The 12,771-nt window shown below is 53.7% G+C and carries 9 protein-coding genes and 3 pseudogenes; 11 read left to right on the top strand and 1 reads right to left on the bottom strand.

The annotated features are described in order from the left end of the window. Window positions 1-4: 4 nt before the first annotated feature. From ACGHP5_RS04680 to ACGHP5_RS04705, 6 genes and pseudogenes are all read left to right on the top strand, one after another. Window positions 5-1,735: a right-handed parallel beta-helix repeat-containing protein gene (locus ACGHP5_RS04680; protein ID WP_390568150.1), complete on the top strand. Its 1,731-nt coding sequence runs from the start codon at window positions 5-7 to the stop codon at window positions 1,733-1,735. A gap of 21 nt (window positions 1,736-1,756) precedes the next feature. Further along, complete coding sequence (locus ACGHP5_RS04685; protein WP_337756164.1) at window positions 1,757-3,229, top strand: sialate O-acetylesterase; 1,473 nt, start codon at window positions 1,757-1,759, stop codon at window positions 3,227-3,229. Between the two features lie 28 nt (window positions 3,230-3,257). After that, window positions 3,258-3,917, top strand: a complete 660-nt coding sequence (locus ACGHP5_RS04690; RefSeq protein WP_390568151.1) for a glycoside hydrolase family 97 C-terminal domain-containing protein — start codon at window positions 3,258-3,260, stop codon at window positions 3,915-3,917. 63 nt (window positions 3,918-3,980) lie between these two features. Continuing rightward, on the top strand, window positions 3,981-4,280 hold the full coding sequence (locus ACGHP5_RS04695) for a DUF5127 domain-containing protein (protein WP_390568152.1): 300 nt from the start codon (window positions 3,981-3,983) through the stop codon (window positions 4,278-4,280). A 164-nt stretch (window positions 4,281-4,444) separates the two neighbouring features. Then, window positions 4,445-4,693, top strand: a pseudogene (locus ACGHP5_RS04700) (DUF5127 domain-containing protein); the annotation flags it as partial. Between the two features lie 161 nt (window positions 4,694-4,854). Further along, a pseudogene (locus ACGHP5_RS04705) lies at window positions 4,855-5,761 on the top strand (glutaminase domain-containing protein). 457 nt (window positions 5,762-6,218) lie between these two features. Here the strand turns inward: ACGHP5_RS04705 and ACGHP5_RS04710 are convergent. Further along, window positions 6,219-6,524 carry a helix-turn-helix domain-containing protein gene (locus ACGHP5_RS04710; protein ID WP_390568153.1) on the bottom strand — a complete coding sequence of 102 codons (306 nt, stop codon included), beginning with the start codon at window positions 6,522-6,524 and terminating at the stop codon, window positions 6,219-6,221. 628 nt (window positions 6,525-7,152) lie between these two features. Between ACGHP5_RS04710 and ACGHP5_RS04715 the strand changes: the two are divergent. From ACGHP5_RS04715 to ACGHP5_RS04735, 5 genes and pseudogenes are all read left to right on the top strand, one after another. Continuing rightward, window positions 7,153-7,470, top strand: a pseudogene (locus ACGHP5_RS04715) (site-specific integrase); the annotation flags it as partial. 50 nt (window positions 7,471-7,520) lie between these two features. Beyond that, complete coding sequence (locus ACGHP5_RS04720; RefSeq protein ID WP_390568154.1) at window positions 7,521-7,946, top strand: FAD-dependent oxidoreductase; 426 nt, start codon at window positions 7,521-7,523, stop codon at window positions 7,944-7,946. 110 nt (window positions 7,947-8,056) lie between these two features. Next, complete coding sequence (locus ACGHP5_RS04725; protein WP_390568155.1) at window positions 8,057-8,602, top strand: glycosyl hydrolase; 546 nt, start codon at window positions 8,057-8,059, stop codon at window positions 8,600-8,602. A 67-nt stretch (window positions 8,603-8,669) separates the two neighbouring features. Continuing rightward, window positions 8,670-11,510, top strand: coding sequence for a TonB-dependent receptor (locus ACGHP5_RS04730; protein ID WP_290532994.1), 2,841 nt, complete (start codon window positions 8,670-8,672; stop codon window positions 11,508-11,510). Between the two features lie 40 nt (window positions 11,511-11,550). Further along, on the top strand, window positions 11,551-12,747 hold the full coding sequence (locus ACGHP5_RS04735; protein WP_295905180.1) for a DUF4876 domain-containing protein: 1,197 nt from the start codon (window positions 11,551-11,553) through the stop codon (window positions 12,745-12,747). Window positions 12,748-12,771 lie beyond the last annotated feature (24 nt).

A 12,771-nucleotide genomic window follows, 5' to 3' on the forward strand; every position in this document is an offset into this window, starting at 1 on the left:
ACCTATGAAAAGAAAATTGCATACCGTATTGGCTGCAATGGGTGTCCTGTTGGCGGCATGCTCAGCGCCCGAAGTTGAGAAAACCGTTTACCTGAAAGATTTCCTGACTCCCGGGGCTGCCGAGACAGACGGCGTACCGGCCGTACGGGCTGCGCTGGAACATTGTATCGAATTAGGCGCTTCGCGGCTCGTATTGCCGGGAGGCCGGCTCTGTTTGCGTTCCGACCAGGCGGTGGAAAAATACCAGTTTATCAGCAATAACGATGAAAGCCTGAAACGCATCGCTTTCGATCTGAGCGGAATGCGGGATTTTACCATCGAAGGCAATGGTACGGAACTGCTCTTTACGGGATTCGTTTCGCCGTTCAGCATCGCCGACTGCCGTAATATCACAATCCGCAACTTGAGTATCGACTATACGCGCACGTTTCATTCCGAAGGAGTCGTCATGGCCAAAGGTCCGGATTGGCTCGAACTTGAATTTCCCGATGACTATTTCTGCGACATCGTTAACGGCTGTCTGCGTTTTCGAGATGCCGAGGGGACGGTTTATCCATTCTCCAGCCTGTTGGAATTCGACACAGAGAAACGCGAACCTGCATTTCGGGCCAACGACGTGTGGCTTTGGAGCCGTACGGTGCCTGCCGAGAAACTTCCGGACGGCAGGATACGCATTCATCATAAGGGGCTTACGGCTACAATAGGCAACGTGATGGTCTTCGGTGCGGCGGCGCGTTACAACCCAGGGTTCACGGTGTCCGATTCCGAACAGGTGACGATCCGGGATGTCAATCTGTATCATTGCGGCGGCATGGGTGTCATCGCGCAACGCAGCCGGGATATTGAGCTGAACAAGCTGGTGATCGTTCCGTCACCCTCCACGAAGGGACGCATGATCAGTATTACGGCAGACGCGACGCATTTTGTCAACTGCGGCGGCTACATCCGGATGATTGATTGCATTTTTGAAAACCAAAAGGACGACGCGACGAATATCCACGGACTTTATATGGCCGTTGAGCGGATGACGGCTCCCGATGGACTGCTTTTACGCTGGCGCAATTCGGGACAGTATGGCGTGGATTTTCTCCGGGAGGGCATGCGTGTCGAATTGGTAGACAACGACAGCCTCGGGAGCTACGCCCATCGGACCGTTCGCAGCGTAAGGCGTCTCAACAAGGTATATACCGAGGTGACCTTTACCGAACCGTTGCCCGAAGGGGTTAAGAAGCGCCATCTGGTCGCTGCCGATGAAGAGTATCCCGATGTGCTCATCAAGGGATGCCGGATGCGCGGCAACCGTGCCCGGGGATTGCTGTTAGGCTCGCGGGGACGGACGGTTATCGAGGATTGCTATTTCCACATAGCAGGAGCGGCGATTCTTTTCGAGGGCGACGGCAATTTCTGGTACGAACAGTCAGGCGTACGCGACGTTACGATCCGTAACAACATCTTTGAGAACGGTAATTACGGCAGTTTGAACTGGGGCAACGCCTGCATTGCGGTGGGCAGCGGCATTCCCAACCGTGAAACCTCGCGTTATCACCGCAATATCCGCGTCGAAGGAAACACGTTCCGCATCTTCGATCCCCGGATCGTCAATCTCTACTGTGTGGACGGTTTCAGTTTTACAGCTGACAATCACATCGAACAAACAGAGGATTACCCCGGTGTCTACGACGAATTACGCCACTTTGTCACGGCACAGTGCGATCACATAAACATCAAGAAATAAATTATTGAAAATCCGATTATCATGAAACGACTTTTGTTTGTTGCACTGGCTCTGATAATAAGTGCACAGGTTTCGGCCGAAGTGAAACTTCCGGCCGTGTTGGGCAGCAATATGGTCCTTCAACGGAATTCACAGGTGAATTTCTGGGGAAAGGCTGCACCTCGCAGCCGGGTGCGTATCGCTACCTCGTGGAACGGAAATAAATATGAGGTCCGCGCTGACGGAGACGGACGCTGGCGGACAACGCTGGCCACGGGTGAGGCCGGAGGTCCCTACACGATCCGGATCGACGACGGGAAGGAGTGTGTGTTGGAAAATGTGATGCTGGGTGAGGTGTGGATCTGCGGAGGCCAGTCGAACATGGAAATGCCCGTTTGCGGATTCATGTACCAGCCGGTCGAAGGGAGCGCCGATGCAGTTACTGATGCCATGCAATGGCCAAACATACGGATGTTCACCGTGCCGAAAGTTTCGTCCGAAGTCCCGAAATACGATTGCGGGGGAGAGTGGCAGACCGCCTCGCCCGCTTCCGTGAGCGCTTTCAGCGCTGTCGGTTATTTCTTCGGCCAAACCCTCTGCAAGGTGCTGAATATCCCCGTCGGGCTTATCACGCCGAATTGGGGCGGTTCGAATATCGAAACATGGATGACTGAAGAGGCGATCGACGCTACACCGGGGATTAATCATGATATGGCCCAATCAGGGCAGTATGAAAATAGCATTCCTCAACGGCTTTGGAACGGCATGATCCTGCCCATATGCCGTTTTACGGCGCGGGGATTCATTTGGTATCAAGGCGAATCGAATCGCATGAACTGGTTCGACTACAAGGCACTCCAGGTATCGCTCGTGAAATTGTGGCGGCATGCGTGGGGCGACGATCGGATGCCGTTTTACATGACTCAGCTGGCGCCTTACCGCTACGAAGGCGACAATTTGCGTTCGCTGGCTCTCGTAATCGAGGCCCAATATCAGGCCTCGGAGGAAATACCCCATTCGGGAATCGCTGCTACGACGGATTTGGGAAATCCGACCTGCATCCATCCGCAGCGGAAACGCGAGGTAGGACAGAGATTGGCATGGTTAGCGCTGGCGAACGATTACGGCATCAAGGGGCTACCGGCTCCCGCACCGACTTATAAGTCGATGGAGCGGGAGGGAAATAAGTTGGTTTTGAGTTTTAACAACCTATCGGCCAAGCACGATTGGAACTCTCCTAACAGCTTGAAAGGCTATCTCCCTAATGGTTATGTACGCCCCGGGGGATTCGAGATTGCCGGCGCTGATCGTATTTTCCACCCTGCGAAAGCCAACTACAAATGGTGGGAGAACAAGATCGAGGTAAGTTCGGAACAGGTTCCGGAACCTGTGGCTGTCCGTTACGCTTTTTGCAATTATTGTCCTGAAGCTAATGTTTCGACAACGATGGGGCAGCCGCTTGTACCGTTTCGGACCGACGAATGGCCCGTGGAAGACATCGGGGAGATCCGGTAATGGTTGCAGCCGTGAAAAAACGGGCCGCATGTACCTTGTTGACCTTGGGGCAAGTGTTGCCGCTGGAAGAAATTATTCGCTGTCGATTCCTTCGGGAGGGGGGGGGGTATCGAAAATCGATGTTGCGGTCGGCGATACGACGGCTTATGCGGTTTGGGTCGCCGGTGAGAAAGCGGTGGGTCCGATGGATTATACGCCGGGGGCCATGCGTAATGCCCGGAAGGATGGTTTCCAGGTGATCGACAGGTCGCCTATGAGTCAGGGTACGCGAGCCCATCAGGTGGTAGCCTACATTGTATTCGACTCGACGTTGGTTATGCTTTGCGACTCTCCGTCGCTTTATCTGCACGAGGAGGAGACCACCCGGTTCATCTGTTCGATTCCCATTGTTTTCGACGTTACGAATGTGCTTTCCGGACGTGTGGGTGAATATATCGTCATGGCGCGACGTAAGGGAGAGCATTGGTACGTTGGCGGACTGACCTCGTGGCAGGAACGAACCGCCAAAATCGATCTCGCATTTCTCGGCGAAGGGGTGCGGGAAGCCACAGTTTTCCGTGACGGTGCGAACAGTGGCCTCGTGGGTGAAGACTATGCTTTGGAGCGCCGTGAAGTAACCCGGGATACGGAGTTACGGATTCCGATGCTCGGAGGCGGCGGTTTCGCAGTCAGCCTGTCGCGGAAATAAACTCGGAACAGTCGTTACATGGGTTAAATTTATGTAAAGGCCGCGGTTGAATAATAGAAAAACATGAGATTTGGTAAATTCATATTCGAGCCCATTCACTGGACCGAGACTGATTTTCCGTTGCTGGGGGGGGGTGACTGTCGATGGGATGCAATATCGATTCATAGGACTTTCCGGTGTATCGTGGACCGCGGTCCAGCATCTTATGGATGTGCAGCCACCCGTACTATCTATGATTTTACCTGTGGTTCTGTGGATTTGAAACTCACCTTCATGGTTCCGCTGCTGATGGATGATCTTGATCTTCTGTTGCGTCCGGTGAATTATATTTCTTATGAAGTGACGTCGAATGACGGTTCGTAACATGATGTCGAGGTCTGTTTTCGGGCTGACGAGGGCATGGGCACGGAATAATACAACCCAGACTTGTGTAAAGTCAGACTACTGCGACAACCGTTTCTGCTATGTGAAATGCGATACGGAATCGCAGTAGATTTGGCCTTCAAATAGACTGGCGATATTTCTATATGGCGGCAGGTAAGGCTTCGGCCTGCGGCGATCTTCTCGCTCTGAATGTCGGGGTCAGAAAGGTCGGGGCCAACTCCGTCGACGGTTATGTGATGGTAGGATATGACGACCTTTATTCCATTCAGTATTTCGGGCGGGACATACGGTCTTATTGGAACCGGAACGGGGATGCTTCGATCGAAGGGCAGTTCGCGCTTGCAGCAGACGACTATGCCGGTTTGAAAGAACGTTGTGTGCGGTTCGACAATGAACTGATGTACGATGCCATTCAGGCCGGAGGAAAACATTACGCAGAACTTTGCGCTCTTGCTTACCGCCAGACGCTGGCTTCCCATAAGTTGATCATGACTCCGGAGGGGATCTTGCGTATCTTTCGAAAAAGTGTGACAGTAACGGTTTCATCGGCACGGTGGGTCTTTTCTACCCGTCGTCTCCGCTTTTTCTCCTGTATAGTCCGGAGTTGGTCAAGGCGCTCACAAATTTTATCTTCCATTATTCCGAGTCCGGGAAGCGGACTTTTCTGTTCCCGGCCCATGACGTTGGGACCTATCCTGTTGCCAATGGTCAGACATTTGTCGGCGACATGCCTGTCGAAGAGGCCGGAAACATGCTTATTCTCACCGACGCGATCTGTAAAGCCGAGGGTGCGGCTGATTATGTTCTCCGCCATTGGGAGGTACTCTCCCAGTGGGCTGACTACCTCGTGAAAAACGGTCTGGACCCTGCCGACCAGTTTTGTACGGACGATTTCGCCGGTCGCTTCCCGCGCAATGTCAACCTCTCGGCCAAGGCCGTTCTCGCTGTCGCCGCATATGCCGATCTGGTGGAGATGACGGTTAAGGCGGACCAAGCGCAGAAATATGCGACCAAGGCGCGCGATGGCTACATGGTGGAAGAAAACGGCTGCCGTAAGCGATCATTACGCCCTTACATTTGGCTGGGGCAATACTTGGAGCCAGAAATACAATCTTGTCTGGAACCGCGTGCTGGGCGGTGAAGTCTTCGACTGCGATATTGCCGAAGATGAGATTGCATTCTACCTCACCCGGATAAATGAGTATGGACTGCCGTTGGACAGTCGCAGGAATTGCGCCAAATCCGATTGGACCATGTGGCCGGCTGCCATGGCGCCCGACATGGAAGACTTCCCTGCTCTCATAGAACCGGTGTATAGGTTGTTCAATGAAACCGTGGACCGTGTGTCCATGACCGACTGGTACAATACCGATTCACGGACGCATATACATTTCAAAGCGCATTCTGTCGTCGGAGGGTATTTCATGAAAATATTTGATGCAAAGTATAACGGCAGATGATTTTGGCCCCTGATTGACGATTACGGCAATTTATTATACCAAAATTAATAATTTGAGCTAATTATTAAAAGAAATGCATAGTCACTACTTATACGTTATTCATGTTGTTAAGTGATTCGTCACATCGTCTAGGAAAATCGAGATATTTAAAGAAGCGGTCTTTAAACTTCAAACGTCTGGATAAATGTAAGTTCATACGTTTGCTTAAGGTCGAATTACGGGAAACCAGCGTTAATCAGAGTTGTGGACAATTGGGAGCTGTCCATGATCGTTTTCGTATTCGAATAAAACAGATTATCTCGAAATTCGAGAAACATCCCATCGGCTCGCAGGATGGGAAAGGATTGGATGCGGAAGTCCTCGTCTGATACTTCAATCCCTACGGCTCCGAAACAAGGCTCATCACCGAAGCCGAGCGTGAAGGCGAAGATTGGCGCATGTTCGGATTTTGCTACATTCATGCATGGGAGTGGAGGGGGGGGGCTGATGCTCTCCAAACTCTGATGGAAACTTCATCACAGAGCTTTTCGGAAATGAGCTCCAGCACCTCGAAGATTGCTGATTGAGGATAGAGTAACTTCCTGCCGAGCATCGTATAGGGGATGACATGTTCGTCCCGGTAAGTTTGCAAAGAGCGTTTGCTGATGCCGAACATCGAGCGAATTTCCTCGCCCGTCAGATAGACTTCGTTGAAAATCGAAGGACGCTGTTCTTTGATAAGGCGTTCGACCAGCCGCAGGACCTGAGTGAGTTTTTTGCGCAATTCCCGGAATTCTTCCGTCTTGCGTGTAATGTGTAATCAGATCGTCTGTCATCGTCGTGCTGGAATCAAATTATTGATAAGGATACGGTGTATATCTTCCTCTTTGAAAAATATTTTATTCCTTAAGGCCGTATAGGGAATGACGCCGGTCTGACGGTAATACTCAAGGCCCGCTTGGTGATACGCAGAGCCTTGCATACTTCTTCTTGTTCTTGAGTGAGCCATTTGTCCAACTTGGAAGATACTGTTGACGCCAGATGCGCAATGCGACCGCATAGACGGATTACAAGCGACTGTAATTCCCGATAAGCTGCTGATTCAATCATTTTGCACTCCATGAACGAATAGATTTAGTGAGACATTCCCCGAATGAACGGGAGGAATGGCAAAATAACAACGTTATAAAGAGAACTGTTCGAGTGTCCTGCAAGGGCCGTGTATGGCCGGTAATCGGCCTGTTAGAACTGAAAAAACAATATTTTTGTGTTGCAGAGTTGTTTGACAGGATGTCTTGCAATATTGGGTAATTCGGGGATGCGTTTTCAAATCATTACCTCACTCGAAAGACAATGCTGTAACCTAAAAAGTTACAGCGTTGTTTAAAAAAGAAGGGTCTCCCGCAGTGGGTTTCCGCAAGCGTGTAGGCAAGAACCGTAGTGTTTCGACCTTCGAAAACCATAACAAAGCCCGCCGTTGCCTCGCCTCCTTTCCGAAATACGAATATTAAGTAAAATATATGCTTTTCAAGGAGTTGAAGCGGGGCCTTATCGAAAAATTCATCGTCTATCTTTCCAGTGTCCGCAATATGCTTCCGGGCGGTATCGTCACTCCGGTCAAGAAACTGAAACTGATGGTCTTCGTTCTCTGTGCCTTTACGGGTTTGAGCCATGCGGACATTATGAAGCTCACCCACGCGGATATCCATACGGACGATAACGGGAATCGCGCCGTCCAATAAGCGATGCTGTTTCGATTCAGAATGATATTTTACGACAGGTGGCTTATGACGACGCTTCGGTTACGACTTCGTGGACGATCGACCTGCATTATTCCGATTTGAAGAATAGGCGTTTTATCCCGAATGATGCGTTCAAGGCGGTGTGCAATCAAGAGGAAATAAAGCTCTATCCAATTTCCTATAGATGCTTTTCTTCACGTAATGTCCCGAACCTCTTCATGACCGGCCGGAATATCAGCGTGACACATGTTGCTTTGAAGACCGTGCGCGTGATGCGGACGACAGCGACGATGGGCGAAGCCGTCGGAATGGCCACCGCCATGTGCCGTCGGTATGAGACGCTGCCGCGTGCGGTTAGCACCACCTGTTTGCCGGAACCGAAATCGCTGGTGGAGAAAGGCTGCGGACATCGGGGCCTTCCCAATAATCAGCAGTTCAACATCGGGTGCCGAAAAAATCATTAAAGCTGACCTGATCAATGAACAGAAACCCGCTTTTGGCATTAGTTGCAGCTTTGGCGATCTTGTCGGCCCGTAACCGTATGGGAGGGAGGGGCAGAGGAACTCGAAGGCGCATGGAACTATTCTACAGGCATTGGATAGACGACAACATCTCCAAGAAGGGCATCACCAGAGACCTCGAAGCGATGGCCAAGGCCGGCATCGATGAGACTTTCACCGGCAATGTCACCGATACGCGCCTAAATTTCGTAAGCCCGGGTGAGCAGGACCGTAAAATGGTCAACCGCGGGCAGGTATGTGACGCTCGGCGGGAGTGCGCGGAGCATGCTGTTCGGGAGGCCGAGCGATCGGGTGCCAAAATCAGGATGTTCAACTGTCCCGGCTGGAGCCCGTCGGACGGCCCTTGGGTGAAACCCAAACAGGCTATGCGCTGCCTCGCATCGACTGAATTGCGGGTCAGCGGGTCCTGCAAACTCCGAAAGCGACTCGAAGCGCCTGCCGGGTATTTTCAACAGGCTGCCGTCCATGCCCTTCCGGCTCCGGAGAGCGATTCGAACCGAGCAATGGGCAGACAATGCTCCGGGAGGGCACCAATAGCCGTTCCGAAGCTCCCTGCCGCGCAAAAAATAGCAACTTATGGGGATTGCAGGTTATGTTAGGCGGCCTTAAATTTGCAAAATAATTAAAATCTGCATAGATTTGCCGACAAACAAAGCTATCCAAACGATGATACGTGCCTTCCTCCTCTTGAGCACACTGCTCCTCTTTGCCGTATATGACGTCCACGCCCAGAAAAGCAATACGCCCTTTTACTCCATTTCGGGACAGGTGGTGAATGCCGAAACGGGAGAACCCGTAGCGCTGGCCTCGTTCGTGGTCAACAATACGATCGGCGTAGTGACCGACCAGAAGGGCGCATTCAAACTCAACAAACTCAAAGGCGGCCCCATCACCTATAATGTCTCGTTCCTCGGATACAGCCCCGTCGAGCGGAAACTGGTCCTCTCGGCAGACATCAAGGACCTCCGAATCGCCCTCACGCCGCTGAGCCTCGGACTGGAAGAGGTCGTGGTGACGGCGCAGCCCACCGGCGCCGGCTCCACGTCGAAGATCGGCGAAGAGGCCATCCGCCACATCCAGCCCATGAGCATCGGCGACATGTTCCAGTTGCTCCCGGGCAACCTGTCGGTCAACCCCAACCTGAACGGCGTGGGCCAGGCCGCCATCCGCGAAATCGGCTCCAACGCCAACAATGCCCTGGGCGCCGCGGTGATCGTCGACGGAGCTCCGCTCTCGAACGACGGCAACCTGCAGGCCCTCTCCCCGTCGCTCGCGGGAAGCGCCTCGAACCAGTCGCAAAACGGCATGAGCGACCAGACGACGGCCGGAAAAGGCGTCGATCTACGCTCGGTATCGCCCGACAACGTGGAGTCGATGGAGGTGATCCGCGGCATCCCGTCGGTCGAATACGGCAACCTGACCTCGGGGGTCGTTATCGTGAAGACCAAAACGGGCTCGACGCCCTGGGAGGCCAAATTCAAGGCCGACCCCTATTCGAAAATGGTGTACGCCGGCAAGGGATTCACGCTCAAAAACGGCAGCGCGATCAATGCTGGCATCGACTGGACGCAGTCGTTCGGCGACACACGCAAGCGTTACCTGGGCTACGACCGCATCTCCGCGACGCTGGGTTATTCGAAGAGTTTCGACGTGGCGGGACGCCCCATGCTCCTGCGCCTCAACGGCTCGTTCTACTCGAACGTCAACAACAGCAAAACCGACCCGCAGATGCAGGTCACGAGCAGCACCTTCGAAAACAAAAACATCGGCGCACGTCTGAACGCCGAGGGCAGCTGGAAGATCAACGGAGCCGCCCTCACGGCGCTCGAATACGGCTTCATGGTATCGCAGGCCTACCAGAGTGACCGGCTGCACGAATATGTGGCTTCTGCCAGCGGCGTGATCTCCAACACGCTGAAACCAGGCGCCTATGAAGGTATCTTTCTTCCGTCGTCGTACTATTCGGACTATGAAATAGAGGGCAAGCCGCTCAGCGTTTACCTGCAAGTAAAGGCCAACAAGATTATCCAACTCGGAGGAGGGGGGGGGAATTTTACCAATCTCCGGGCCGGAGCAGATTGGCGGTATGACGCCAATTACGGCAGAGGGCTTCTTTACGACATAAACAAGCCGCCGCAAAGTATTTCGAGCCAAACCTTGCGTCCCCGGTCGTTCCGGGATATTCCGGCGCTGAACAATCTCTCCTTCTTTTTCGAAGACAGGCTCAATCTCAAAATCGGGGGAACGTCGCTCGCCCTGCAGGCCGGTGTGCGCCTGACGAACATGTTCCTCGATCCGCAGGCCGGGCAGAACGACATCTTCGTCGCCGAGCCGCGTGTCAACCTCAACTATTCGCTGTACGAAGGGCCCAAGGCGGCCGTCGCCGTCACGGGCGGCTGGGGACTTTCCTACAAGATGCCCACGCTGCTCTACCTCTATCCGGACAACGCCTATTTCGACCGCGTCAGTCTGGCGAAGATTTCCAATGCCGATCCGACGAGTTCATTGGCCGTTCTGACGACCGATGTCCTGACTGACCTGGCAAATCCCGATTTCAAACCCGCCCGCAGCCGCAAATACGAGGCCGGACTCTCGTTCCGTCTGGGACGCGTGCGCGGTATGGTGACCTATTTCCGCGAGAAGCACACCGACGAATTCGGGTTCTCGACGACGCCTCACTACATGCACTACGAGACCTACGACGTACCGACGGAGGCCACTGATCTTCGATTCGCCGACGGCAAGGTGACCTACACCGACGCATCGGGCAGCACCGTCGATGCCAAAACGAAAAAGGAGGACTACATCGCCACCTACTACCGGCCCACCAACAAATCGCACACCGAAAAACAGGGTGTCGAATACAGTTTCGACCTCGGAAGCTGGCGCGCCCTGTGCACTTCGCTGATCATCGACGGAGCGTGGTTTCACATCAGGCGGACTGACGAACAGGAATATTATTCGAAGATCAGCGAGAATTACGATTACATCCGCCTCATGCCGGCCGGAAGCGGCACGCTGCAAAACCGCGTGAACACCAATTTCCGCTTCATCACCCACATCCCGCAGCTGAAACTGGTCTTCTCGACGACCATGCAGGTTGTCTGGTACGAAAGCCAGCAGAACATCTGGCAGGACGGCAGCGGCAACGACCGCTTCAGCCTCTCCGATGACGGAAAGTTCATGCAGGTCATGCCCGTCGGATTCTACGACAAGCAGGGCAACTACACCCCCTGGCAGCAGGGATTCGGGGACCGTCCGGAATATTCCCAGATGGTCAACAAATCCCTCGCAGTCGCCTATGACCGGGAAACGTTCCGTCCGTGGGTGATGTTCAACTTCCGCCTGACGAAGGAGATCGGGCGTGTCGCCGAACTCTCGTTCACGGCCAACAACTTCACGCGCACCTCCCGCTGGCACTACTACGACACCCGAACGGGTTACAAGCAGATTTACCCCGACATGTATTTCGGCGCCGAGCTGAAACTGCGTATCGGCAGCAGATAACTCGAAAAATCACCATTTGTATCATAAAAATCAAGAAACGATGAAAAGGACGAACTCATTAGCAAAGGCCGGGCTGCTCTTCGCAGCGGGCGCCTCCCTCCTGTTCGCAAGTTGCGACAACGGCAAGGACGACGACGGAGGCGACAACGGATCGAAAAAACTCCAACTGACGGTCAACCTGACGGCTCCCACGGGGTATGAAGCGGCACAGCTCCCGGCCATGACCGTGACGGCCACGAATTCCGACAAGGAACTGACCTATACCGAAACCACCGCCGCCGGGGTGGCCTCCGTCACCTTCGAGGTGTCGTCGGGCCAGTACCAGATTATGGCTACCGGCAAGTACTCTCCTACGGTCACATTCACGGGTTCGGTCGCAGCCGACGTTTTCGGGGACAAAGCCGCTACGGTGTCACTGTCCGAAGTCTACGAATCCCCACTGGTATTCAAGGAGATATACTCGACATCCAACTCGAACTACACGCTCACCGACACCTATTTCGAGATCGTCAACAACTCGAACGAGGTGCAGTATCTCGACGGACTGATCGTCGCAACGATTAATCCGCCCTATCCGGCGAACGTCAACCCGTGGGAATCGGTATATCCCCTCTATCCGGTCTATGGCGTTGCGGCGGCATTCCCCGGCACGGGCAAGGAACATCCCTTGCAGCCCGGCAAAAGCGTGGTCATAGCCAATGATGCCAAAGACTGGACAAGCAACGGGGGCACCGACCTCTCCGGTGCCGATTGGGAAGTCTATATCCAGAACGTTACGATCCCCTCTGCGGATGTAAATTATGACGCTCCGGACCTCACGATACTTTTCAATGAAAATACTCAGCGAAACCTCAATCCGGGATACTCGAAAGGCTGTTTCCTGCTTGCCAAATTGCCCGACGGGATAACCCCCGAAGCATACGTCAGCAACTCGGACAACTTCATGATAGAGCCCAATTCCACGAAGACCCAGCGAAATCTGATGATCCCCAGCGACTATCTGCTGGACGCCGTGGAAATCTGGGATGCCACGGAATCGCAACAGCTCCATCTGCTGCTGTCCAAGGACGATTCGGGACAGGCCGCCGTAACCGGATTCGCAGGCAAGAGCATCCGCCGCAAGGTGACCAAAGTCGAGAACGGCCGCGCCTACTATCAGGACACCAACAACTCGACGAACGATTTCCTGACGGGCCAGCCGCTCACCCCCGGCGTACATCCCACGAAGGCGGACTAAGACCGGCGCCCGATTCCGAGATCC

It is taken from the genome of Alistipes sp. i18-0019-D1, from assembly GCF_042852885.1.
Taxonomy (GTDB): domain Bacteria; phylum Bacteroidota; class Bacteroidia; order Bacteroidales; family Rikenellaceae; genus Alistipes.